Origin of the sequence: Synechococcus sp. MU1625, assembly GCF_020514205.1 — a bacterium.
Taxonomy (GTDB): domain Bacteria; phylum Cyanobacteriota; class Cyanobacteriia; order PCC-6307; family Cyanobiaceae; genus Parasynechococcus.
On record NZ_VTLA01000007.1, the window covers coordinates 23,870 to 48,878 of the forward strand.

At 59.6% G+C, this 25,009-nt stretch carries 20 protein-coding genes; 8 read left to right on the plus strand and 12 right to left on the minus strand.

The annotated features are described in order from the left end of the window. The first annotated feature begins 76 nt into the window (after positions 1–76). Positions 77–1,372, plus strand: a complete 1,296-nt coding sequence (locus tag FZX13_RS10740) for an NRAMP family divalent metal transporter (protein ID WP_226409620.1) — start codon at positions 77–79, stop codon at positions 1,370–1,372. Between the two features lie 142 nt (positions 1,373–1,514). Here FZX13_RS10740 and FZX13_RS10745 read toward each other — a convergent pair whose 3' ends face one another. From FZX13_RS10745 to FZX13_RS10765, 5 genes are all read right to left on the minus strand, one after another. Further along, entirely contained in the window at positions 1,515–1,907 is a 393-nt protein-coding gene (locus FZX13_RS10745) for an Hsp20/alpha crystallin family protein (RefSeq protein WP_226397457.1), read from the minus strand. Positions 1,908–2,073: 166 nt separating this feature from the next. Beyond that, positions 2,074–2,553 carry an MEKHLA domain-containing protein gene (locus tag FZX13_RS10750; protein WP_226409565.1) on the minus strand — a complete coding sequence of 160 codons (480 nt, stop codon included), beginning with the start codon at positions 2,551–2,553 and terminating at the stop codon, positions 2,074–2,076. Between the two features lie 14 nt (positions 2,554–2,567). Continuing rightward, a complete protein-coding gene (locus tag FZX13_RS10755; protein WP_226397456.1) occupies positions 2,568–3,455 on the minus strand; it encodes an SWIM zinc finger family protein in 888 nt (295 codons plus the stop codon). A gap of 2 nt (positions 3,456–3,457) precedes the next feature. Next, a complete protein-coding gene (locus FZX13_RS10760; RefSeq protein WP_115094832.1) occupies positions 3,458–6,655 on the minus strand; it encodes a DEAD/DEAH box helicase in 3,198 nt (1,065 codons plus the stop codon). Then, positions 6,652–7,068 carry a hypothetical protein gene (locus FZX13_RS10765; protein WP_226409566.1) on the minus strand — a complete coding sequence of 139 codons (417 nt, stop codon included), beginning with the start codon at positions 7,066–7,068 and terminating at the stop codon, positions 6,652–6,654. The genes FZX13_RS10760 and FZX13_RS10765 overlap by 4 nt, the downstream gene beginning before the upstream one ends. A gap of 25 nt (positions 7,069–7,093) precedes the next feature. Here FZX13_RS10765 and alaS point away from each other — a divergent pair, with 25 nt between their 5' ends. Next, a complete protein-coding gene (gene alaS / locus FZX13_RS10770; RefSeq protein ID WP_226409621.1) occupies positions 7,094–9,763 on the plus strand; it encodes an alanine--tRNA ligase in 2,670 nt (889 codons plus the stop codon). 15 nt (positions 9,764–9,778) lie between these two features. Here alaS and FZX13_RS10775 read toward each other — a convergent pair whose 3' ends face one another. Beyond that, positions 9,779–11,257 (minus strand): mechanosensitive ion channel family protein, encoded by a 1,479-nt coding sequence (locus FZX13_RS10775; RefSeq protein WP_226409567.1) that lies wholly within the window; start codon positions 11,255–11,257, stop codon positions 9,779–9,781. A 131-nt stretch (positions 11,258–11,388) separates the two neighbouring features. Continuing rightward, positions 11,389–12,708, minus strand: a complete 1,320-nt coding sequence (locus FZX13_RS10780; protein ID WP_226409568.1) for an ATP-dependent 6-phosphofructokinase — start codon at positions 12,706–12,708, stop codon at positions 11,389–11,391. Positions 12,709–12,849: 141 nt separating this feature from the next. On the opposite strand from FZX13_RS10780, the gene FZX13_RS10785 reads away from it, so the two are divergent. Together FZX13_RS10785 and FZX13_RS10790 are read left to right on the plus strand one after the other, a co-directional pair. Further along, a complete protein-coding gene (locus FZX13_RS10785; protein WP_226409569.1) occupies positions 12,850–13,659 on the plus strand; it encodes a FecR family protein in 810 nt (269 codons plus the stop codon). A 53-nt stretch (positions 13,660–13,712) separates the two neighbouring features. After that, positions 13,713–15,428: a CHASE2 domain-containing protein gene (locus tag FZX13_RS10790; protein ID WP_370630816.1), complete on the plus strand. Its 1,716-nt coding sequence runs from the start codon at positions 13,713–13,715 to the stop codon at positions 15,426–15,428. A 19-nt stretch (positions 15,429–15,447) separates the two neighbouring features. Here the strand turns inward: FZX13_RS10790 and FZX13_RS10795 are convergent, their stop codons facing one another. Together FZX13_RS10795 and speA are read right to left on the minus strand one after the other, a co-directional pair. After that, positions 15,448–16,341, minus strand: coding sequence for a methylglyoxal synthase (locus FZX13_RS10795; protein WP_186570844.1), 894 nt, complete (start codon positions 16,339–16,341; stop codon positions 15,448–15,450). A gap of 121 nt (positions 16,342–16,462) precedes the next feature. Then, on the minus strand, positions 16,463–18,397 hold the full coding sequence (speA, locus tag FZX13_RS10800) for a biosynthetic arginine decarboxylase (RefSeq protein WP_226409571.1): 1,935 nt from the start codon (positions 18,395–18,397) through the stop codon (positions 16,463–16,465). 114 nt (positions 18,398–18,511) lie between these two features. Here speA and ndk point away from each other — a divergent pair, with 114 nt between their 5' ends. Beyond that, on the plus strand, positions 18,512–18,967 hold the full coding sequence (gene ndk, locus FZX13_RS10805; RefSeq protein WP_115024564.1) for a nucleoside-diphosphate kinase: 456 nt from the start codon (positions 18,512–18,514) through the stop codon (positions 18,965–18,967). Positions 18,968–18,971: 4 nt separating this feature from the next. Here ndk and FZX13_RS10810 read toward each other — a convergent pair whose 3' ends face one another. Continuing rightward, positions 18,972–20,084, minus strand: coding sequence for an FAD-dependent oxidoreductase (locus FZX13_RS10810; RefSeq protein ID WP_226409572.1), 1,113 nt, complete (start codon positions 20,082–20,084; stop codon positions 18,972–18,974). Positions 20,085–20,091: 7 nt separating this feature from the next. Next, positions 20,092–20,682: a cyclic nucleotide-binding domain-containing protein gene (locus tag FZX13_RS10815; RefSeq protein WP_226409573.1), complete on the minus strand. Its 591-nt coding sequence runs from the start codon at positions 20,680–20,682 to the stop codon at positions 20,092–20,094. 82 nt (positions 20,683–20,764) lie between these two features. On the opposite strand from FZX13_RS10815, the gene gatB reads away from it, so the two are divergent. Beyond that, positions 20,765–22,246, plus strand: coding sequence for an Asp-tRNA(Asn)/Glu-tRNA(Gln) amidotransferase subunit GatB (gatB, locus tag FZX13_RS10820; protein WP_226409574.1), 1,482 nt, complete (start codon positions 20,765–20,767; stop codon positions 22,244–22,246). After that, positions 22,246–23,067: a 2OG-Fe(II) oxygenase gene (locus FZX13_RS10825; RefSeq protein WP_226409575.1), complete on the plus strand. Its 822-nt coding sequence runs from the start codon at positions 22,246–22,248 to the stop codon at positions 23,065–23,067. The genes gatB and FZX13_RS10825 overlap by 1 nt, the downstream gene beginning before the upstream one ends. Positions 23,068–23,078: 11 nt before the next feature. On the opposite strand, the gene coaE is transcribed toward FZX13_RS10825, so the two are convergent. Further along, positions 23,079–23,717 (minus strand): dephospho-CoA kinase, encoded by a 639-nt coding sequence (gene coaE, locus FZX13_RS10830; protein WP_226409576.1) that lies wholly within the window; start codon positions 23,715–23,717, stop codon positions 23,079–23,081. A 14-nt stretch (positions 23,718–23,731) separates the two neighbouring features. Here coaE and argJ point away from each other — a divergent pair, with 14 nt between their 5' ends. Then, the gene (argJ, locus tag FZX13_RS10835; protein ID WP_226409577.1) at positions 23,732–24,970 is read left to right on the plus strand and encodes a bifunctional glutamate N-acetyltransferase/amino-acid acetyltransferase ArgJ; all 1,239 of its coding nucleotides are present in this window, start codon (positions 23,732–23,734) and stop codon (positions 24,968–24,970) included. The last annotated feature ends 39 nt before the right edge of the window (positions 24,971–25,009 follow it).

The window sequence follows — 25,009 nt, forward strand, 5'->3', positions numbered from 1 at the left end:
GACCGTGACGGATGTCGACTTTACGGAGATTCAGCGGGGGAAGGCGGCGGAGACTGGTAGCAACCGCAACCTTGTGATGGCGTCATCGACGCTTCGACGCAGCATTGGTCCCGGGATTCTGTTGGCCGGTGCCTGCATTGGTGGATCCCACTTGATGTCTTCCACCACGGCGGGGGCCCGTTTCGGCTTTGCGCTGGTGGGACTGATCTTGCTCACCAATCTGATCAAATACCCGTTCCTGCGGGTGGGCACCCGCTTTACGGCGGCCACCGGACTGTCGTTGCTGGAAGGCTTCCAACAACGCAATCCGCTCTACCTCCCGCTGTATTTGGTGGTGAGCCTGGTGACAGGCACCTTCACCATCGCTGCAGTGAGTTTTGTTGCGGGGCTGCTGCTCACCAACATCCCCCTGCTGGCGGGATTGGACCCCTATGGACTGTCGATCGCCGTGTTGGCGGTGAGTGGCCTGGTGCTGCTGTTGGGGCACTACCGCGCTTTGGACCGTCTCTCCAAGCTGCTCGTGGTGCTGCTCACCTTGCTCACAGGGATCGCGGCCGCATCCCTGTTGATTCGCGGCCCCGTCGGTGATGTGGCAGCGAGTTGGGTCAGCACGGATCCCAGTCCCTGGACCCTTGCCAACCTGGCCTTTTTGATTCCCCTGATGGGCTGGATGCCCGGTCCGGTGGAGATGTGCGTGTGGCCATCTTTGTGGATGTTCTCCCGTGCCCGGGATACCGACCACACCGCAACGCCGAAGGAAGCGGAATTTGATTTCAACCTCGGCTATGGCGTCACGGTGGTGACGGCGATGTTCTTCGTGATCCTTGGCGCCTTCACGATGTACGGCAGCGGTGATGGAATGCTCGCTGGCAGTGGTGTGTCCTTCGCTCAGAAGCTGATCAAGCTCTATACGGCCGCCATGGGCGGTTGGGCGGCTTGGGTGATCATTCCGGCGGCCTTTTTCGCCATGTTCAGCACCACCCTCACCTGTCTTGATGCCTACCCCCGCAGCATTGCGGCGATTCAGGGCTTGCTGCGCCATCACGACAGTGGTGACTCGGCACCGGGGCCCATGCAACGTCGCTTCGATATCTGGGTCATCGTGCATTTTCTGGCGGCTGTGCTGGCGTTGGTGGTGGCCAAGACCGGCGGTATTGGGGTGAAGGATTTCGTGTTCGGGGCGATGACCGGCAGTTTCCTCACGGCGCCCCTGTTCGCCTGGATGGCGATGGACACGATCAACAGTCCGTTGGTTCCGCTCGAGCACCGTTATGGGCGGCTCACCCAGGCGTTTTGCTGGTTTGGTTTGGTGTTTTTCAGCGGATTCAGCCTGTTGTTCATCGGCCGCTTCTTTTTCGGCCTTGGGGGCTAACCCGAATGCGGACCCATCAAAAAACCCCTGCCATGGGCAGGGGTTGGGCTTCCGTTCTTCGGTGTGGGGATGAGCTGCTTCAGCTCGATGTTGTTTAGATCGATGGTTGTTTAGCTGGATGGTTGTTGGGGTCGATGGCTGTTCAGTTCTCGATCTTCACCGAAACGCTGGTGTGTTCAACAGCTTTGCCGGCGTTGATTTCAAGAATGCCGTCGCGGTAGCTCGCTTTGAGCTGGTCGCGATCAAGGCTGTGGGGGAAGCGGAAGCTGCGGCTCCAGGTGCCGCTGCGGAATTCGCTCAGCAGAGGTTCATTGTTGTCATCGCCGGTTGCGGCTGTGCGTTCTGCGTTGATCACCAGATTGCGATCGGTGGCCTTGATGTCGATGGAGTCGCGGTCCACGCCAGGCAGTTCCAGCCGCACGATGTAGCTGGATTCAGTCTCATGGATTTCGGCGTTGGGGACGCGCTCTGCGGTCGCAAGTTGCTGCTCGAGACGCTCGAACAGATCGAAGGGGGATTGGCGGAGGGTCAGCATGATGGTTGCTATGAAGAATGAACATCTGCGGACTTGGTTGATTGCCCGCCAACACAATCTGCGCCGCTTGGATGAGAACTAGAAGCGTGAGAACCGCCCGTTTTGATTCGGTCTCTACCACCAGGTTCGGCTGGCACGACAGGGATGGTGTTGAAACCGAATCTCCCTAAAGCCACCACCAGTCGCTGAAGCAGGCCGCCTGGCCGCACACCCGCTCTTCTGCATCCCAGAGCGTCCAGATACGGGCGTTGTTGATCATGAATTGCTGCCCTTTTCGGCTGATCCGAATGCCTTGATAGTTCTGAACTGCCTCCAGACGTTTGGCCTGGCCCAGGGCGTTGCTGCGTTCTGCCCGTTCGGTTTCCGGTGCGGTGAGCCGTGAGGGCATACCGATCAGTTCATGCCAGCTGGTCTCCCACAGTTGCAGCGCTGCGGCATTGGCGTAACTGAGCCTTGGATCGTTTCCGGTGCCGTGGGCCAGCACTGGAAAACCGCAGGCAAACAGTTCCTGGCACATCAGTCGCTTTGAGCGGTTGGGTTGTGCTGAGGCGATCAGTGGCCGGCCGAAGGCCCGTTGATGCGATTGCAGCAGCACCCCGGCGAGCCCTTGTTTTTCGGAGGTGAGCCAGGCGGCTTCGCAGGCCATGGCTCGCCTCCGCTTCAGCTGCCGGCCGCCATGGCCTGCAGCATCGCCTTCTGGGCACTGGCCTGGCCGTGGGCCTTGAGGTTGCTGAGGAAGGTGCTTCGGGCATCGGCGAAACGCGGGTCTTCCGCCAGTGGCAGCTCTCCGGCGGCATCCAGGCCGGTGTCTCCATCCATCGCCGGGGTGATCACCACCAGGTCGCCATCGAGGCTGCGGTTGTAGCGCCACCACAGGGCGGGGTCCTGCACAGCTGGATGGGGCGGCAGGGGGGTGGCATCGTCCGGGATGTTGGTTATGCCCGCTTCCTTGGCCGCCTCCGCCCGCTCAGCCAGGGCCTTGCGCCGGTGTTCCGCCAGGTCCTCCAGCAGCCGAGCCCGGGTGCGGCCCCGCAGTTGAAACAACACGAAGGGGTCTTCACTGAAGCGGTCCCCCATCAGGAAATACACCGCGCTGATGTGTTTGCAGGGGTTGGCTTTATCCGGGCAGCTGCACTCGCTGCGCACCTCCTGCAGCTTGAACGGGAACAGGCGTTTGCCGCTGGCGGCGAAGGCCCTTTCGATGTCTGAGGGCATGATCCCCGCCAGGAGTTGGGCCGACCAGCGGGCTTTTTGGGTCAGGGCTTCCATGACATAGCCCCAATCTTCATCGTTCAGCACATCTAGCCAGAGCTTCACTTTGTAAGGCGCTTCATCGGTGCCTTGGACCCGGGCATGGACCCGGCGGCCTTCGAAGCGGATCGACGTCACATGGCCTTCGCGGGCGTAGCCCCAGGCCCTCTCCAACCGCTTCTTGAACCGGTAACCGTTGATCAGCTCCATCCATTGCTCCACCCACCAGGGCTGTTGGCCCAGGCCGTCGTCGCCGATGGCGGTGCTGCCGTTGGTGCTGTTGTTGCTGAGGGTCATGGTCAGGTGTCCTCCAAGGAAACGAGATCACGCAATTGATCGCCACCGAGGCTGCCGAGCCAATCCTCCCCGGAGCCGATCACATCCTCCGCCAGGCGTGATTTCTCCCGGATCATGCGATCGATTTTTTCTTCCACCGAGCCGCTGGTGATGAATTTATGCACCATCACCCGATTGGTCTGGCCGATTCGGTAGGCCCGGTCGGTGGCTTGGTTTTCCACGGCCGGGTTCCACCAGCGATCGATGTGGAACACGTGGCTGGCCCGGGTGAGGTTGAGGCCCACACCCCCGGCCTTGAGCGAGAGCAAGAACAGCTGCGGACCGCGGGGATCCTCCTGGAAGCGATCCACCATCGCCTGACGTTCGCTCTTGCGGGTGCCGCCGTGCAGGAAGGGCACCTCCGCCTTCCAGCGCTGTTGCATCCACGCCTGCAACAGATGCCCCCATTCGGCGAACTGGGTGAATAGCAAAGCCCGGTCGCCCGCTTCGATCACCTCGTCAAGGATCTCCTCTAGCCGCTGCAACTTGGCGGAGCGGCCGAGGAAGCCATCGTCTACAGCCCCTTCGCTCAGGGCAAGTGCGGGATGGTTGCAGATCTGTTTCAGCCGGGTGAGTAGGGCCAGCACTTGGCCGTGGCGCTGCCCGCGCGGAGCACGTGCAATGGCATCAAGCGTGTCTTCCACGGTTTTGCTGTAAAGGGATTTTTGCTCTTTGCTCAGCCCCACCCATTCGCTCAGCTCCACCTTTTCGGGAAGGTCCGAGATGATCGTTTTGTCGGTCTTGAGCCGGCGCAGGATGAATGGTCCGACTCGTCCCTTGAGGTCGCGCAGAGACGACATGTCGCCATAACGCTCGATCGGCATCCTGTAGCGCTGGCGGAAGAAGTCCTCCTCCCCCAGCACCTTGGGGTTGAGGAAGTCCATCAACGCCCACAGTTCGCTGACGCGGTTTTCCACTGGGGTGCCGGTCAGGGCGATGCGGAAGCGGTTGCTTTTGCTTCGGCCGGGGCGGGCCAGATCCCGGGCTGCTTGGCTCTGCTTGGCGCCGGGGTTCTTGATCGCCTGGGCTTCATCAATCACGACCCCCTGCCAGTCCTGGGTTTCCAGCAGTTCGCTGTCGCGTTGCAGCAGTCCGTAGCTGGTGAGTAACAAGTCCACCTCCTTCAAGGCTTTCTTCAGTTCGGCCGGTGTGGAGGGACGACGCGGGCCGTAGTGCTCGGTGACCGCCAACTCGGGGGTGAAGGCTTCCGCTTCTCTTCGCCAGTTGGTGAGCACTGAGGTGGGCGCCACCAACAGCACAGGGCGCTTCAATTCCTGCTCCGCTTTGAGGTGCTGCAGAAACGCCAGCAACTGGATTGTTTTGCCCAAGCCCATGTCATCGGCCAAGCAGGCCCCTTGGTCAAACCGATGCAGGAAGGCGAGCCAGCCCAGGCCCCGCTCCTGATAAGGCCGCAATTGGCCGCAGAATCCCTCTGGGGCCGGCAGTGGGTCGGGGGCTTTTTGCTGGTGATATTGCTCCAGCACCGACTGCAGCCGTGGGCCGGCATCGAAGCGGTGCACCGGCATCCGCATCAGCAGCTCCCCTTCCGTTCCCGTCAACCGCAGCGCGTCGTCGAGGCTCAGTTCTGCTTTGGCGCCACAGAAGCGTTCGGCGTTCTTGAGGTCGTTCGGACGCAGTTCGATCCAGGCCCCCTTGTGGCGCACCAGGGGGCTGCGCTTGCCGCTGAGTCGCTCCAGTTCTCGCAGGGTGAGCGTCACCCCACCGATCATCAGATCCCACTCCCAATCCAGACACTCACCGAGGGTGAAGCCCCGCGACCGCTCTGGTAGTTCAGCCTTAATCGCCAGTCCCAGTCGGCTGGCTAGTCCACCGGAGAGGCTCGGGGGTAGTTCCACACCCACACCGGCGTCCCGCAGTTGCCGAGCTGCGGTGCGCACCAGCACGAAGGCTTCGGCCGGTGTGAGTTGCATCGTGTCTGGCGTGGCGCTTTCCAGGCCCCGTTCGATCGGTGGGAACACCGTCAGGGCCCGCCCGAGGCCCTCCAGTAGCACTTCGCCGGGCTGGTCCACCTGGATCTCACCCAGTTGGAGCATTTCGGCGCCGGAGGCCCAGGCTGCGGCGGCCGGGAGCTTCAGGCTTGGGTCGGCTTCCGCCTGCAGTCCGAAGCGCAGTTCCCAGAGATCCTCCCCATCCGGTGGGGTGTGCAGTTCCAGGCAGGTCCGGGCCGCGGCGAATCCGCCGGCGATGCCTTCCCGCCAGTGATGGCTTGCGCTGGCCAGTCGTTCGGCCTCCTCATCACCGATCTCGATCACCCCGGTCTCTGATCCCAGGGCCTCCTGCCAGAGCGTCAGCAGGGGATCAAGGCCATCACTGGAGGGCTCGAAGTCCTTGCGCAGCTGGGCGTCCACAAGGTCTTCCAGCAGGGTCGCCACCCGCAGGCGACCGCTGCGGGGCCTGCAGCTGGCGACGGGATTGGCGGCCCGCATCGCCTCTGGCCGCAACCGGGTCGTGCGGTTGCTGCGGCGCCCCAGTGGTTCGCGCCAGGGCAAGGCACATGTGGCCACTAGGGGAAGGCTGGCTGCCAGATCCTCCAGCCGACGTCGATCTTCTTCTCGGTTAAGCAGCGGCACCCAACGGGCCCGATGGGGGTAGCCCTCCCCTTTGCTCAGTTCCATCTGGGGCATCCAGCGGCCCCGGGCCACCAGACTCAGGGCCCAGCGCTGCAAATGGCTCCACCAGCGCAATTCATCGGCCAGGTCCGGGTTGGTCCCCGACAGCGGCAAGCGGGACAGCCACTCTGTGGCTGCTGAGGGTTCCACGGCAAGCCCCTGCACCTGCCAAGGCCACCATTCGGTTTGTTTGGGGATCGGTTCGCCGGCTTGCATCGGCAGTCCGGTCCAGCCCGGTGGCTCTGGCGCTGGATCCGCTGCTTTGCTTCGGCTTTTGCGGGGCTTCACCGTGCGGCTTGGCAGGGTGAGACAAGCCGTGGCATCGATGCTGCCGCCGGGCAGAAGGTCGCGTTCGCTGAGCCAGGCCTTGAGGTCGTCGTGGCTGAGGGTGAAGGGATGCAGCGCCGGGGTGAGGCCTGGCCCTTCCGGTGTGGCCACCCGCCAGGTGTCAGCCCAAACGAGCAGTGCCGGTTGGCCGGAACTGCTTGAGGTACGGATGGCGGGAAGCCAGGTGGCGTGCAGCAGGCTCATGGCCGCGACGCGGGCAGGAAGCGGAGGATGCCTTGGAGCAGGAGAGCACTGCCGATCAACGGCAGCCAGGCCAGAAAAAGCTCCAGTAGTAATGATGCCAGGCCATCGACCTGCCAGTTGTCAAGGGGTAGCGGCATGCCGAGGCTGCGCAGCCCGCAGACCGCCCCCACCAGACCCGCTTGAAGATGCCCGTCATCGGGGTCCACCCGCTGCAGGTGGAAGGCCAGTAGTCCGTAGAACAGACCGCAACCGCCAGAACGCACGGCGGCTTCCAAGCCCCAGGGCAGGCTGATCAACCCTGCGCTGATGCCGGCAATGAGAGCCCAGCCGATCGACTGCAGTCTCAATCGCTGGCGAATCTCAGGATCACTGGGAGGAACGGCCACGGGCGCCGGCGGTTCAAAGGCGATCATGACGGCAGGATCCCCCCTTCCTGTCATGGTCGCCGCCGCATCGTCGTCTTCTGCAGCGTCTGCACCGCGCAGCGGTGAGGAGATCCGTGAGGCTTTCCTGAATTTCTACGCCGGGCGCGGCCACAAGCGGATGGCCAGCGCTTCGTTGATTCCCGACGATCCAACGGTGTTGCTCACCATTGCGGGAATGCTGCCCTTTAAGCCGGTCTTTCTCGGCCAGCAGGAGAGGCCGGCTCCCCGGGCTACCAGTTCTCAGAAGTGCATTCGCACCAATGACATCGAGAACGTGGGGCGCACCGCCCGGCATCACACCTTTTTCGAGATGCTCGGCAACTTCTCCTTTGGGGATTACTTCAAGCAGCAGGCGATTGAGTGGGCCTGGGAGCTCAGCACTGTTGTCTATGGCATCGACCCCAAAAATCTGGTGGTGAGTGTCTTCCGTGAAGACGATGAAGCCGAGCAGATCTGGCGCGATGTGGTGGGGGTGAACCCCAAGCGGATCATCCGCATGGACGAGGCCGACAACTTCTGGGCTTCGGGGCCGACTGGGCCCTGTGGTCCCTGCTCGGAGATCTATTACGACTTCACGCCTGAGCTGGGTGATGAGGGCATCGATCTGGAGGACGACGACCGCTTCATCGAGTTCTACAACTTGGTGTTCATGCAGTACAACCGCGATGCTGAGGGCACGCTCACGCCGCTGGCCAATCGCAACATCGACACCGGCATGGGACTGGAGCGGATGGCTCAGATCCTGCAGAAGGTCCCCAACAACTACGAAACCGACCTGATCTTTCCGTTGATCCAGGCGGCCGCGGAGCTGGCAGGGGTCGACTACCACCAGCTCGACGACAAGGGCAAGACGTCGTTAAAAGTGATCGGCGATCACAGCCGTGCTGTGACGCAGCTGATCTGTGATGGCGTCACCGCCAGCAACCTTGGCCGCGGCTACATCCTGCGGCGGCTGTTGCGCCGGGTGGTGCGTCATGGCCGCCTCCTGGGCATCGACAAGCCCTTCTTGGTCACCATGGGGGAAGCGGCGATTGCCTTGCTGAAGGGGGCCCACCCCAGCGTGATTGAGCGGCAGGAGGTGATTCTGGCCGAACTCCAACGGGAGGAGGCTCGTTTCCTCGAGACCTTGGAGCGCGGTGAGAAGCTGCTGGCGGAGGTTCTGGCGTCCAAGCCAACGCAGATCAGCGGTGCCCAGGCCTTTGAGCTTTACGACACCTATGGCTTCCCCCTGGAGCTCACCCAGGAAATTGCTGAGGAGCAGGGCTTAGCCGTTGATCTCGATGGCTTCGAGGCGGCGATGGAGGAGCAGCGTCAGCGGGCCAAGGCCGCTGCGGTGAGCATCGATCTCACGCTTCAGGATGCGATCGATCAGGTGGTGGCTGATCAGGCGGCGACCTGCTTCCAGGGGTATGTGGCTCTCGACCACCCCTCCTGCGTCCAGGCGCTTGTGGTGAACGGCGAACCGGCTACCACCGCGAAGGCTGGTGATGCCGTTCAGGTGGTGCTCGACACCACACCCTTTTATGGAGAAGGCGGTGGCCAGGTGGGCGATCGCGGGCTGTTGGCCGGCACGGACCTGATCGTGCGGATTGATTCCGTGAGCCGTAGCCGTGATGTGTTCGTGCATGCCGGTCGTGTGGAACGCGGTGAGCTCTCCTTGGGTGAGACCGTTAAGGCTCAGGTGGATCGTGCCTGCCGGCGCCGGGCCCAGGCGAATCACACCGCCACCCACCTTCTCCAGGCTGCGCTCAAACAGGTGGTGGATCCGGGGATCGGCCAGGCCGGTTCCTTGGTGGATTTCGATCGACTGCGCTTCGACTTTCACTCCCCTAACGCGGTGACGGCGGAGCAGCTGGTGCAGATCGAAGCATTGATCAACGCTTGGATTGCCGAAGCCCACGGGCTTGACGTGCAGGAGATGGCGATTGATCAGGCCAAAGCGGCCGGCGCTGTGGCGATGTTCGGGGAGAAGTACGCCGATGTGGTGCGCGTCGTTGATGTTCCCGGTGTGTCGATGGAGCTCTGCGGCGGCACCCACGTGGCCAACACCGCAGAGATCGGTCTGTTCAAGATCGTGGCGGAAAGCGGCGTCGCTGCCGGCATTCGCCGGATTGAAGCTGTCGCTGGCCCCGCTGTGCTCGCGTATCTAAATGAGCGCGATGCGGTGGTGAAGCAGCTGGGGGATCGCTTCAAGGCGCAGCCTGCCGAGATCGTTGATCGTGTTGCGGCTCTTCAGGATGAGCTCAAGGCCACCGGTAAGGCGCTGGCGGCGGCACAGGCGGAACTGGCGGTGGCCAAGGCCGGTGCTTTGGCCGCCAAGGCCGAGACCGTGGGCGACTTTCGGCTGCTGGTGGAACGCCTCGACGGGGTCGATGGCGCCGGTTTGCAGGGAGCGGCCCAGAGCCTGGTGGATCAGCTGGGGGATGGCGCGGCGGTGGTGATCGGTGGTCTGCCGGATCCCGGCGATCTGGGCAAGGTGATCCTGGTGGCGGCCTTCGGCCAGCAGGTGATCGGCGCCAAGCTCCAGGCCGGCAAGTTCATCGGTGGCATCGCCAAGCGCTGCGGCGGCGGCGGTGGTGGCCGCCCGAATCTGGCGCAGGCCGGTGGTCGCGATGGTGCTGCCTTGCCTGGTGCTCTTGAGGCAGCTCAAGCTGAACTGGCTGCGGCACTTGGCGCCGTATGACAACAGAGGTCGCTGCTACGAGAGCAGGCTTTGGAAGAGTTCTTTCATGCGCCCCACCACGTCTCGACTGTTGGCTGGGACCGATTGAATGGCGAGTTGGGCCAGTTGAGCTTGCCGATCGCTGATCAATTGGCCAAAGCGCTCAATCAGGCCTGGCTCTTCATCGATGAGTTCGGCGATGGCTTGTCGATTCACCTCTAGCAGGTCGACTTTGCTGATGCTTTGAATTGTTGCACTGCGAGTGGTTCCGGTAAAAACAGTCATTTCCCCAAAGATGTCTCCGCATTGCAGTTGAGCTATTTCGACATTGTTCTGAGGAATTGATGGTTTCTGGATAGAAATATTGCCATTGATTAGCATAAAGAGTGAGTCTCCGTCTTCATTTTCTTTCACGATAATTTCTCCGGGTCCGTATGAGCAGAATGAGCTCATTTCAATCATCTTTTGAATCTGATTGTCGGAAAGGATGGAAAAGAGTTGGTTGTCTCTCAGGAGTTTGTGAATGCTTTGGAGTAAGTTGTCTTTGCTGGAAGATAGTGGCTTTGGTTGCTGCTCATTTTGTGTAATTCGTACATCACGAACGCTGAATGGGAAGCTGAAGCCTTCACGTTGTAGCGCATACCAAAGCTGTTCCTGAAGGTCACCACGGAGCGCACGGCTTTGGCCGAAGTCTTTGTGCCAATTGATCCATTCGTAGTTGATGCAGCTCTCTTCGAATGAGCGGATTCGAATGATGCTGGCTGGTGATCGAAGAACTAGCGGGTGATTATCAGAGATCTTCTGCATTATTTTCTTGGCTATATCTGGCGGCATGCTGTAATCCAGCCCAATAATCAGCTTGTTGCCATGGGCTCCATTGCTCGTGAAATTTTCGATTGTGCTGGAGTTGGAATTCGTATGTGGAAAGATCAGTCTTGAACCATAAAGGCTGTTAATTTCTGTATCCCTCCAGCTGATTGATTGCACTTGGCCAATGTGTCCATCAATTTCAACCCAATCGCCTTCCCGGATTACCTGTTCGAGTTGAAGGCTCAATCCACCGATGAGGTCTTTCAGTGGGTCCTGGGCGGCTAAACCAACAACAGCCGTAAGAACCGCTGATGTTGTCACCAGGCCCACCAGGTCGATGTTGGCTTGCTCCGTCAGGTTGACGGCGATCAGAAACAGGCTGCCAACAATGAAAATCAGATCCCGCAGAATTTTCGGGCTGGAGGGCAAAATCCGCAGGGTTGGCAGGATTTCCAGAACCATCCAAACCAGGAAACGGCTGATCGCAATCGAAGTGAGGATGCCTGTGATGAGGCTGAGATCAAGCCCCGCTGAAATCGGAATGCGGAGGCTTTCGATTGTCAGTTCCGTGGAGTGTGCCAGGAGAGCAATCCAAGGCGTGCGCCAAGGGAACGGTGGCATGCCGAAGCGTTGACAGATGCGTTTGGCGACCAATCCGGCGAACAGGCCGACAACTGTGAGTAGCCATTGCAATGCCAGGACCATGGCCCACTGACTCGTTGATGCTCATTGTGGTGAGATTCCTGGATCAGGGCCGCAACTGTTTTGATCTTGTTCCAGTTGGGTGACCAATCAACTCACTCCCTAATTGTGCTTCCAGTTGGAATTGGTGCGGATTATGGATGTTTATCCTGCTGGGTTGCGCTGACGACGCCACGCCAGAGGGCACTGTCGAGATCAACCATCCGCCGTTCCTTTGTGGCCAGATGAATGGGGACATGGGTGAAGAAATTGTTCCAGTAGCCGATCACGAGGTTGGTTTTGCCACTCATGCCAGCATGCACGGCATATTCCGCAAGGAGATAGCAAAAGACTGCGTCTGCTGCGTTTGCTGAAACGCTTCGGATGTGATAGCTGGGATCCAAATATTTGATGCTGATCGCGAGATCGCTTTGTTTGAAGTATGTCGTTATCTCCGCTTTTAGAAGCTCTCCAATATCGTCCTTGAGGATATTTCCAGAAGCATCGACTCTGCTTTCACTATTCTTGAAAAGGTCTTGCCCAGCCCCCTCTGCAACAACAATCACAGCATGGCTGTTCTGTTGGAGTCTGCGTTGAATGGCTGCACAGATGCCCTCGGTGCCACCGATTTGAAACGGGGTCTCGGGAATCAGGCAAAAATCAACAATGGAATTGGCCAGTGATGCTGTGGCGGTAATAAAACCAGAATCTCGACCCATCAGCTTCACGATTCCAATACCGTTTTCGGCACCTTCTGCTTCGTGGTGGGCGGATGTGATGATTTCCGACGCTACCTGGACAGAGGTTTCGAAGCCGAAGGTTTTTTCAACAAAACCGAGATCGTTGTCGATGGTTTTCGGCACGCCGACAACGCTGATGTTGGCTTGACGTTTGTTGGCTGCTTCCGCGATTGCTTGAGCCCCCTTCAATGTGCCATCGCCGCCGATGCAGAACAGGAGATTGATGTTTCGACGTTGGAGCTCATTCAACATGGTTTCTGGATCCTGGTTGCCTCTCGAGGATCCAAGAATGGTGCCGCCCTGTTTGTGAATCTGTTCAACGACAGATGAATTCAGCTGAATTGGCTCATGATTCGATTGTTGTGTTAATCCTTTATAGCCATAGCGAATGCCGACAATCTCTTTCACCCCATAGTCCTGTTCCAAGACATTGACCAATCCCTTGATCACATTGTTCAGTCCTGGACATAGCCCGCCGCAGGTGATGATAGCTGCACGGGTTGACTCGGGATTGTGAAAGATTCTTTTACGGGCCCCTGCTTTCTCAAAGGCGGGCAGTTGTTTGCATGTTTTGAGTTGATGATCCAGGTTTTTGATCTGGCTTGAAAAAATAATTTTCTCTGCGTCTTCAACAAATATCTCTTGGCTGCAGGGGTTGCTATGGCTTGCTTCGCCAAGCTGTTCAATCTCGAAATTGAAGTCATCGGGTTTTTTTAGAACGTTCTCGTATGCCATGCGTGTGATGACGCTGAATGCTCGTAATCTGACGACGGATTTTTTGCTTTGCAACCAACGTCAAGTCGTTGTTGTGTTTGTTCTCTGGTGGCGGAATCCCTGCTTGGCTGCCAGTCTTGAAAAACTGCTGCATTACAGACGTTGAAACAGGCAGTTTTCATTCAGGCAGGTGCGCTGCTGCTTCTCGGAAGTGCACTCTGGTCACTGCCGAGCCGTGCTGCTCAGCCTCGTGTTGTTGAGGTTCCGGCGGGTCCAGCCTTCGTCAAGCTGCCGGGCGCCACTGAGATCACAGCCCGCTCGGGTCAGTCTCTGAAGACGAATACTTTGTTGCGCACGACCAAGCCAGGTCGCATGCAGGTGATGTTGGGTAATGGGCGTCAGTTCCGCATGGGTGGTGATGCGCAGTTGCGCTTGGGTGCGTCCGACGTCGAATTGTTGAAGGGTTCCATCATCGGCTGGATCAAGCCAGGGACTCCGCATCGCAGTCCCTTCTCGATCAAAACGCGGTTGGCCACGGCTTCGATTCAGGGCACCACCGTTTTTTTGGAGTTCACCGATAAGCAGTTCAAGGTGTTCAGCTGGGAAGGCAGGGTGCAAGTTGAGACGAGCAATGGCCAACGCTTCACCTTGAACAGTGGTCAGCAGCTGCTTTTGGATCTCAAGCGCCAGATGGATGAAGTCAGTGGTCGCTTGGATGGTTTGGAATCCGCTTTGGGTGAGCTTGGCGGCGGCATCGTGACGCCACCGACTCCTGGGCGAGATGGCTCCCGCAGTCCTCGGTCGCGTCAACAGGACGAGCAGGAGTACGACTGGGAGCCCCCCCAGCCGGTGACTGCTCAGGATGCTGAACGTCGCCTTCAGAAGAGCCTTCTGATTAACGGTTTCTCAACCCCCTTGGAGACCTTGCCGGATATTGAGCGGGAACTGGGGGTTTCGGCGCCAGCTCTTTGAGACGTTTGATCCGCCGGCATCTTGTTCCGTGTCTGTGGCGGGCATCGCTGCTGTTGCCCCTGGCCATGCTCCCGTTGCTGTCGCGTTTGGATGCCACGGGCCGGCAGCTCCTTTTTCAATGGCGTGGCCCGATTGAGCCCCCCGATGACGTGGTGCTGTTGGGCATCGATGAGGCGTCACTGGATCCACAGCTGTCTGATTTCGGCTCCTGGCCATGGCCGCGTGCGCTGCAGGCAGACCTGGCCCGTGCGGTTCTCCGTCAGGGTGCCCGTCGTGTCGTCTTCAACATCGTTCATGTCGGGCCCAGCGGTTTTGGTCCAAGCGACGACCGTGCTTTCCAAGACGCGCTGCAACCATGGCAAGACCGGGTGGTGTTGAGCGCCTCTCTGGTGCGTCAGCAGCTGGAGAGTCACGAACAGGTTCAACTGAGACGTCCCTGGTACACGGGCTATCCCGTGGGACTGTCGGCGTTTTCGATGAACGCCTTCGGCGTTGTGCAGGCTGTTCCGGGACGGCAGCGTCTGCAGGGGATGCTCAATGAATTTTCTGAGCCCCACCCTCGCCCTTTAGCGCCCCTCGCTGCGGGGGTTGCTTCATCACAAGGCGATAACGGCATTGATTTCCTCGGACCCAGCGGACACATTCCGGTGATTCCAGCCTGGGCCGTGGGCACGCTTCCGCAAGACACCTGGCGGAACAAGGTTGTCATCATCGGTTCCACCGCCCCTTCGCTGGGTGATCAGCTGGAGACCCCCTTTGGTCAGCAGAGCGGCTCTGAGGTTCTGCTGTCGGCCATTGCAGGCTTTCAAAGCGGACGAGGCTTTCGCCTGCCTGATGTCTCCCATTTGGTGGTATTGATGGCCCTCTGGTTGCTGTTGTGTCAATGGCGTATCGCAGCTCCATCGACCGCCCTTGGGACAGCGATCACAACCGCTGCTCTGGAGGCTCTGGTAACCGGGGGCGTTGTTTTGGCTTGGTTCAACGGCCTTTGGTTGCCTGGCGCAGCTTTGATGCTGATGCCGTTGATCGCGGGAAGTCTCCGGGCTGGAGATCTGTTTCAGCGGGAAAGCTCCCAACGGAGATTTCTGCACTCGGTGCTGTCCCGCCGGGTGTCACCGAATCTCATGCGCGACATGCTGCGGTCGGGGAAGGAGAGTTGGACCCGTCTTGGTGGCCGTCGCGAGCGTTGTGTTGTGTTGTTTACCGATTTGGTGGGATTTACGGCGCGTAGCAATGTGATGGATGCGGAGGCCCTGTTTGGCTTGTTGAATCGCTATTTCGAGGCGATTGCGGCTCCGGTTTTGCAGGAGCAGGGGTTGTTGGACAAATTCATTGGCGATGCCCTGATGGCGGAATTTGGTGTGCCCGTGCATCGGGGCGATCGTGCCGAGGCTCTCGCGGCTGTGCGGGCCGCTCTGGCCATGCAGGCCAACCTTGAGGTTCTGAATCGAGAACTCGATCAGGAGGGTTTGGCACCGCTACGCCAGGGAATTGGTATTCACTGTGGTGAAGTGATCGCCGGCAATCTGGGGTCGAGCCACCGGCTGGAGTACACCGTGATTGGGGCACCGGTGAATCTGGCCAGCCGGCTTGAATCCCTCACACGGCGATTCCCTGACTATCCAATCCTGATGAGTGGAGACGTCAGGAATCTCATCGCGGAGGATGTCGTGGTGGAGGATCTGGGGTCTCATTCTGTGAAAGGTTGGCCTGAGCCCATCCCTGTCTTTGGCTTGCTTGCGCTTCGGTCTGATTCAGATTCTGGTTAAGAGAAGAGTGGTTTTGGTTTTAACCCGCTTCAACAACCTTTCTCTGCCCCTGAACATAGGCTTCAAGAACATGATTGGGGATCAATTCATATTCGGATTTTCCTGAGAGGAGGTAGTCGAGAATGGCTTCTCCACTTTGGGGATTGGTGGCAAAGGGGATCTGATACACATCGCAGAGGCGTCCCAGGGCTTCGATGTCGGCATGGTGGGGGTGAGCAGACAGTGGATCCCTGAAAAAGATCACCCCGCAAATATTCTTTGTTGAGATCAGCGTGCCAACCGCCTGATCTCCACCCAGAGGGCCAGACGCCACCTTTTTGCTTAGAGAGAGGCCTGTTTTGGCGTAGAGCATGCTGCCGGTGGTGCCGGTTGCAATCAAGGGAAATTTCTCAAGCTTTTTGGTGTGAATGCTGCAGAATTCCATCAAACTTGCCTTCATGTTGTTGTGCGCTATCAGGGCAAGGTATTTGCGTTTATCGTTGTAGCTTTCTGCCAAAAGCTGTTCATCACGTGCGCGTCCTATCGCCCTGAAGTATTCACGGTATTTCAGGGCGAGAGGTTGGTTTTTATCGAGAAAAGCGTTGAAGTTGAAGAATGAAAATCGCCCAACTGTTGTTGGTTCTATCGTTTCAACATCTGCTCCGCGTGTCGCCTCGTCTGAGAAAAGGCTTTCGCCAATAAATGCTCCTTTTTTCTCGATTGCAATTTGTCGTTTGCCGTCAAGAATCTGTACCAGTCCATCAAGTATGAACACCATGCTGTCTGAGGGCTCGCCCTTTTTCATCAAGATGGTTTCTTTGGGGATCTCCTCGATCGTCAAATGTTCCGCCAGGCTCGCAATCTCTTTGGTGCTGAAGGAATGCTTCAGGTTGCCCTCGTCTTGCAGGGCCTCGATCAGGGCGTTGCGATCCATGAGCGACGAATAGCTGATCGGACCTTAAGAGCGTTTTTGCCAATCAGCTTTGTCAGGGATTTGGCGGCTCTGTGATCTGCTATGGAGAGAGCTGGCTCGAAGCACTTCCATGAAGTTCTCCTTAGTCCTGAAGGTATGTGGTTTGGCGCAGGCTGCTTTCGAGGTGGTCGAGAAGACGACGTGATTCGTCGATGCGCAGTTGACCATTGTTGATGGCCCCCTCCGCCGCTAACCGCAAGCGCTCAAGTAAGGCGCGGGGGTCGTGTTCCATCGCTTCCAGTACATCGGCATTGGTATCACCACGCACGACGTGGTCAATGCGATAGCTACCGCCTGGGCTGAGGCGGATGTGCACAGCGTTGGTGGTGCCAAACAGATTGTGCAGATTGCCCATCACTTCTTGATAGGCGCCGCTGAGAAACAGCCCGATCAGATACGGGCTGTTGTCATCGAGTTCGTGGAGCTCCAGCAGATGTTTGGGTTGTCCATCCCCGATAAAGCGATCCAGGCGCCCATCCGAATCGCAGGTGAGGTCGGCGAGGTTGGCTAGTCGTGTCGGCCGTTGATCCAGCTGCTGGATGGGGACCACCGGAAACAGCTGATCGATGGCCCAGGTGTCGGGAGCTGAGCGGAAGATCGACAAGTTGGCGTAATACGTTCCTGCCAAGGCTTTGCTGAGGGCTGAGAGCTCTTCAGGGATGGCTTGATCTTTTGGGAGCCGTTGTGCAATGGCATCGGCGCAGGCCCACGTCAGCTGTTCGGCTGTGGCTCGGTCGGGCAGACCCATATATCCAAGCCGGAATGCGGCGAGGGCATCCTGCTTGAACTTCAAGGCGTCGTTCCAGGCCTCCTGAAGCCGCACCAGCTGTGCATCCGCACTCACCGATAGCTCTTGAATAGTGGCGAGAGTGTCGCGGAGGTTGCGAACGGTGAGTGGTTCGTCTCCTGTGGCGTTGGGAATAGATGCCGGGAGTGCGCTACTGCCCAGGATGTCGAACACCAGCAGGGAGAAATGACTGGCAATGGCGCGGCCGCTTTCGCTCACCAATGTGGGCACGGCAACACCGTTGGGTTCGCAGCATTCCCGCACCGTGGCCACGACATCGTTGGCGTAGTTCTGGAGCGAGTAGTTCGTGGAGGCTGCCGATGCTGTGCGGCTGCCGTCGTAGTCGATGCCGAGTCCACCGCCGACATCCAGGAACCCCATCGGGGCTCCAAGTCGGGTGAGCTCCACATAGATCTGCCCCGCTTCTTGGAGAGCGTCCTTGAGAATGGCAATGTCGTTGATCTGGCTGCCGATGTGGAAGTGCAGCAGGCGGAGATCCTGGAGGAGGTTGTGCTCACGAAGTCGTTCCACCGTTGCCAGCAACTCGGGAATGGAGAGGCCAAATTTGGCCTTGTCGCCAACGGAACTGCCCCAACGCCCTGTGCTGCGGCTGGAGAGCTTGGCTCGCACGCCGATGTAGGGCGCAGCACCAAGGTTTTTGCTGGCTTCAATGATCCGATCGACTTCGTCGGGCTGTTCAATCACCACCACCGGTTGCCGTCCCAGGCGTCGCGCCAGGATTGCGGTTTCGATGTACAGCCGATCCTTGTAGCCGTTACAGATCAACAAGGCTTCGGGATCGTCCAGCAGGGATAGAGCGATCAGCAGCTCCGCTTTGCTGCCAGCTTCCAGCCCGAAGTTCCAGCGGTGGCCGCAGCTCACCAACTCCTCCACCACGTGGCGTTGTTGGTTGCATTTCACCGGGAAGACGCCTTGGTATCGCCCTTGGTAGCTGTATTGCGCGATGGCGCGTTCAAAGGCTGCGTGGAGCCGTTCCAAGCGGTCTTCGAGGATGTCGTCGAAGCGAATCAGCAGTGGCAGGGCAAGATTTCGGCTTTTGAGCTCCGACACCAGATCCACCAGATCCAGGCTTCCGCCGCGATCTCCTCGGGGTTGGACGCTGATGTGCCCGCGCCCGTTGATGGAGAAATAAGGATCTCCCCAGCGGTCGAGCCCGTACAGCGCAGCACTGTCTTCAATCGACCAGCCTTCGCTGTCAGCCACTGGCATTCGTCGTGGGGAATGGTCGGAATCTAGGGACATTCCCTGCGCTGCCCAAGGCCTGTGCTTGCCAAGCGGGGTGGCCAGCACTGACGATGGCGGCGCTTTTTATTGACACACACCATGGCCGAACGCACGTTCATCGCCATCAAGCCCGACGGCGTCCAGCGCGGCCTGGTTGGCGAGATCCTCGGCCGCTTCGAGCGCAAGGGGTTCAAGCTTGTGGGCCTGAAGCAGATCACCCCTAGCCGCGCCCTGGCTGAGCAGCACTACGGCGTCCACAAGGAGCGTCCCTTCTTTGCCGGTCTCGTCGACTTCATCACATCCGGTCCTGTGGTGGCCATGGTTTGGGAAGGCGATGGTGTGATCGCCAGCGCCCGCAAACTGATCGGCGCCACCAAGCCCCTCGAGGCCGAGCCCGGCACCATTCGCGGCGACCTGGCCGTCAACATCGGTCGCAACGTGATTCACGGTTCCGATGCCCCCGAAACAGCTGCATTTGAGATCGGCCTCTGGTTCGAAGCCTCTGAGCTGAACGACTGGTCCCCATCTGATCAGGAGTGGCGGGTCGAGGGCTGATCGCTCAGTTTTTGAATCGGTTCCAGCGGAAAGCTTCCAACAACGCCTTTGCGGCCGCGTTGGGGGCTTTTTGCATCAGGGCGCCGGCCGTGATCTCGGCGGTGATGGCAGCGAGGAGAACACCATTGCGGTGATGACCGCAGGCCAGCCAGAGTCCTGGAAATGGGCCTGAGCCAAGTAAGGGACCTTCGTCTGGCGTGCAGGGCCGGAACCCCCACCAACGCTCCATGGGCGGCCAGTTGGCGGCCATGGGGAGCAGGCTGGTGATGCCCGTTTGGAGTTGTCTTTGGCCATCGGGTGTGAGGCCTTCCGCGAATCCAGCGTCCCGTTCGCTGGTGGCCCCCACAACGATCAGTCCGTCCTCACGTGGAACGAGATAGGTCCCGGGGCCGAAGATCACGCGCTTGAGCGCTTCCCGCGGCCCTTGCAGGGAGAGCATTTGACCCTTAACAGGGAACACCGGGAGCTCGGGCACCAGGTGTTGACTCCAGGCGCCGCTGCAAAGCACCGCTTGTCGGCAGTGCAGGTGTTGCTCGCTTCCTTCGGCACTGCGCAGATGGATCCCGCAGAGGTGTCCCGCGGAATCACGCTCTAGATCAATCACTTCGGCGCCTTCCATGAATTGAACGCCCAAGGAGACGCAGGCGCGCTCTAGAGCGCGCATCAGTCGACGGCGGTTGTCGATTTGGCCGTCTTGTTCGAACAGCAACCCTGTCGTCCAATCCGGGCCCAAACCTGGAATCTCTCGATCCAGGCTGATGCGGTCGAGCGTTTGTCCGAGCTGGGCCGTTGGGTAGGCCTTCCGTTCGCTGGCTGTGCGGAATGGCACCACGATGCCGCTGGTGCGAAGTCCGCAGCTCAAGCCGCTGTCACTTTCGATTTGGGCGACCCAGCGGGGAATCCCCTCCAAGCTGGCCTGCCCCAGGCGTAGTAAATCTCCGCTCAGGCCTTCGGCATGGGGCGCCAGCATGCCCGCAGCAACAAACCCTGCCGCTTCGCTGCGGCGTCGGCTGATCACCAGCACGGTTTGGTGGTGACGGGCGAGTTGATGGGCAATGGCTAAGCCCATCAACCCACCCCCCAGCACTAGCGTTGCTGGCGTCTGTGCAGGGGTCATGGCTGGCTTAACTCTCCGGGCGGGGTGATGCAGCGACCGTCAGCAGATGCTCCAGCTGGCCAGCCGCTTGTTCCATGCTGTCAGGCCCTTGGCGCAGTGTGCTGCAGATGCTCGCCAGTGAAGTGGCATCACCGCGCGATGAGGCATCAATTCCATCCAGCAACAGGTTGATCATCCGGTTGCTGTTGCGGCAGCGTTCACTGCTGAGCAGCAGCATTTCAGCAGCCAGTTCGGCGTCGAAGAGAACCGCACTGTGAAGTGCTTCTCGCGAAAATCGCAGGATTTCTGTGTTGGCCTCCAGCACCCGAACCCGCGCGCCGTGCCGGGTCTCTCCTATCCCAAACAGGGCCATTTCCCCAAGAACTGCGCCCGCTCCCACTTCAGCAATGGTTCGGGACGCGTTCCCGTTCTGATGGATTTCGATGGAGAGACGGCCCTGTTGCACCAGCAAGAGCGAGTCAGCGACATCGCCTTGCTCAATCAGAACGGCATTGTGTTCAGGGAGAAGCAGCTCGGGTTCAAGTTGCTTCAAATGGGTCTGAAGCAGATGCCACAGCCTGAGGTTGTTGGGTTCTTGCTCCTGTGCTTCGGGGTCCATTCCGGCCAGGCAACGACACCCATCCTGATTGGCTAGGGCCTGATTCCATAGGATCCCGGAAACTGCAACACACCAGGGGCGCATGGCCGACGCAGCAACCCAACCGGCCTGGGAGGCCGTGATCGGTCTCGAGACCCACGTGCAGCTGGGAACGGACAGCAAAATTTTCACGGCGGCGTCGACCACCTTTGGCGATGACCCCAACACCCACATTGATCCGGTGGTGTGCGGTTTACCTGGAACGCTGCCTGTTCTCAATCAGAAGGTTCTCGAGTATGCGGTGAAGGCCGCGATGGCGCTGAATCTCAACATCGCCGAACACAGCAAGTTCGACCGTAAGCAGTACTTCTATCCAGACCTGCCGAAGAACTATCAGATCTCTCAGTACGACCAGCCGATCGCTGAGGAGGGTTGGATTGAGGTGGAGGTTGCTGAAAAGGGAAAAAACACCTACCTGAAGACGATCGGCATCGAGCGTCTGCACATGGAGGAGGACGCCGGCAAGTTGGTTCATGCCGGAAGTGACCGCCTAGCCGGATCCACCCATTCCTTGGTGGATTACAACCGCGCCGGTGTGGCCCTGGCCGAGATCGTCAGCAAGCCGGATCTGCGCACCGGTCGCGAGGCGGCGGAATACGCCTCGGAGATCCGCAGGATCATGCGTTATCTGGGTGTGAGCGACGGCAACATGCAGGAGGGATCCTTGCGTTGCGACGTCAACATCTCCGTGCGCCGTGGGCCGGATGCGCCCTTCGGGACGAAGGTGGAAATCAAGAATATGAACTCGTTCTCGGCCATTCAAAAGGCCTGCGAGTACGAGATCAAGCGTCAGATCAAGGCCTACGAAACCGGTGAGCCGATCGTTCAGGAGACCCGCCTCTGGGACGAGGGCAAGCAGCTCACCAAGAGCATGCGTAGCAAGGAGGGGGCCAGCGATTACCGCTACTTCCCTGATCCTGACCTAGGCCCCATTGAAGTAAGCGCCGATCAGCGGGAGTCCTGGCGCGCTGAATTGCCTGAGTTGCCGGCAGCTAAGCGCCATCGCTACGCCCAGGACCTGGGTCTGTCCCAGTACGACGCCAGGGTGCTCACCGACGAGCGGCCGATGGCGGATTACTTCGAGGTTGTTGTGAGCGCCGGTGCCGATGCCAAGCTTGCAGCGAACTGGATCACCGGCGACATCGCCGCCCATGTGAACAGCAACCGGCTGAGTTATGCCGAACTGCCCTTTCGCCCGGAGCAGTTGGCTGAGATGGTTCAACTGATCGATGGTGGCAAGATCAGTGGAAAAATCGCCAAAGAGATCCTTCCTGAGCTGCTTGAGAAAGGCGGCTCTCCCAAGGCGATCGTCGATGAGCGTGGCCTCGGGATGATTAGCGATCCGGCTGCGATTGAGGCGATCGTCGACGAGCTGCTCGGTGCTCATCCCGATGAGGTGGAGGCCTTCCGTGGTGGCAAGACCAAGTTACAGGGCTTTTTCGTTGGACAGTTGATGAAGAAGACTGGTGGTAAGGCCGATCCCAAGCTGGCCAACCAGATTCTCAGCAAGAAACTAAAGGGTTGATGAGCGGAGCGGCAGCCATTCCCGACACCTGGAAGGAGTGGTTGCTGCAGAACCGAGATCGTGGCTGTGATCCTGAGGAGCTAATGCAGCGGGCTCTCGGTCAGGGTTTTGCGCGAGATGCGATTGCGGACGTTCTCCAATCGACATCGCAGGCGCCGACGGCTAAGGGCTCACCCACGGCTGCTTGGCTCGCCTGGTTCGAGGCACCCCTGACTCGTCCTGAACATCGGCCGCGCGCCTGGCGCCTGGATACGTCTCTCGCCCAGGTCTATGAGTTGCCTGCACTTCTCAGCCACGAGGAATGCGAGGCGGTGATCGAAGCCATCAATGCGTCATTGCAGCCATCGACGGTGACCCGTGGCACCAGCGATTACCGCACCAGCCGAACCTGCCATCTGCGTCAGAACCATCCGCAGCTTGCTGCGCGTCTTGATCAGCGGTTTGCGGCGCTGTTTGGCGTGGATCCGCGTCTGTCGGAACCCATCCAGGGTCAACGCTATGACCCAGGCGAATACTTCAAGGAACACACGGACTGGTTTGCGCCTGGGACGAAGGAATACGCCACGCACACAGACAGCGGTGGGCAACGCACTTGGACGGTGATGGTCTATCTCAATGCTGTTGAACGTGGTGGAGAAACCCTGTTCCGCCGCCTTGGCCGTTCCTTCACGCCTTTGCCTGGTATGGCGTTGGCCTGGAACAACCTTCAGGCCGATGGAACCCCCAATCCCTTCACGCTGCATGAAGCCCTGCCCGTGGAGGAGGGGAACAAATGGGTGATCACCAAGTGGTTTCGCGCAGACTTCGGCCGTAACGGATAACCCGGATCGTCCTAGCCCGTGGACCTCTGGGGCTTGGGTGTCTCCGGGTTGCTCAGCAGACCCATGGCTTGGGCTTGCCAAGCACAGGGTTGGCCCTGATTGGAAATGACGTGATCTGCCAGCACGCGTTTGCGACTCAGGGGCCATTGGGCGGCGATGCGTGCTTGAGCGGCTGCAGGGCTTAGCCCGTCGCGCGCGATCAATCGCTCGAGTTGCTGGGATTCATCGCAGTCCACAAGCCAGATTTCGCTGCAGAGTGATTCCAAACCCGCTTCGAACAACAGCGGAATCATCAACACGATCGCTGGCATCTCGGCATGGCGTGTGAGTTCTTGATCGAAGCGGTCCCGCACGATCGGGTGAATCAGTTGCTCGAGCCAGTGCCGCTCAGCGGAGTCTTGGAACACGATCCGACCCACTGCCGCTCGGTCGATGGTCGCTGCCTCCTTTGCTTGAACTGCTGAGCCATACCGCTGCAGCACGGTATTGGTGGCGTTTCGACCGGGCTCGAGGGCCTCTCGGGCGAATTGATCCGCATCCAACACCGGGAGGCCTTGTTGCGCCAACCAATGGCCCACGCTGCTTTTGCCGCTGGCAATCCCGCCCGTGAGTCCGATGCGTCGTTGCGAGAACCGCTCGCCAGGCGCCATGGTGTCGGAGCAGGATGCATTCAGTGTCTCGCGGCGGATTAGCGGTGGCGATGGCTTCTTCTTGGCAACCAATCCAGGGTGGTGTCACGGCATCGGAGGGGTTCCAAGCGGCAGGCATCGTTGCGGGTCTCAAGCCCTCGGGTAAGCCAGATCTGGCCCTGTTGTTGGCACCGGAGGCGGCCGTTTGTGCTGGCACCTTCACCACCTCAGTGGTGCGGGCGGCCTGTGTTGATCTTTGCCGTGATCGCCTCTCCAGCAATGGCGGCCAGGTCCGTGCGGTGTTGATCAATTCTGGTCAGGCCAATGCCTGCACCGGTGATCGCGGTCTGGTCGACAGCCAGCGCGCCACCCAAGTGCTCGCGGATCAGCTCGGCTTGGATGCGGAGTCGGTGTTGATCTGCTCCACCGGCGTGATCGGTGTGCCGATCCCGATGACGACGTTGTTGGCCGGATTGGCTCCTTTGGTGGAAAGCCTTGATGACGCTGGCGGTGATGCCGCTGCGAACGCCATCCTCACTACGGATTTGGTGGACAAGCAGGTGGCGCTTGAACTGGAACTGGAGGGGCGCCGGGTTCGCATCGGAGGGATGGCCAAAGGCTCGGGAATGATCCATCCCGATATGGCCACGATGCTCGGCTTCTTCAGTTGCGATGCCGGCGTCGACTCCGGCGTCTGGCAGGGGATGGTGCAGCGGGCGGTGCAGCGTTCCTTCAATGCCATCACCGTGGACGGTGACACCAGCACCAACGACACCGTGTTGGCCTTCGCGGCAGGCCCGCCGCTGCCGAAAGAGCACCATGCAGTTCTGGAACAGGGCCTCACCCAGGCGATGCAGCACCTCGCCAAGGCCATTGCTCGGGATGGAGAAGGGGCGACCTGTTTGATCGCAGTACAGGTCGAGGGAGCTGTGGATGAGGCCTCGGCGTTGCAGGTGGCGCGCACGGTCTGTGGCTCTTCCTTGGTGAAGACCGCTGTCCATGGCCGGGATCCGAATTGGGGGCGGATCGTGGCTGCTGCAGGTCGCTCCGGCGTGTCCTTTGATCCAGATTCGGTCGCCCTATGGATTGGTGCGCATCAGTTGATGGCGGCAGGTCAACCCTTGGCCTTTGATCGTGATGCAGCCAGTGATGTCTTGCGGCAGGAGCACGTCCTGATTCGCCTCTGTCTGGGTCATGGCTCCGGCTGTGGTCAGGCCTGGGGATGTGACCTCTCGGATCAGTACGTGCGCATCAACGCCGACTACACGACTTGAGGTCTCTGTTCTGAATCCCTGTCACAATCCGAGTCTTCG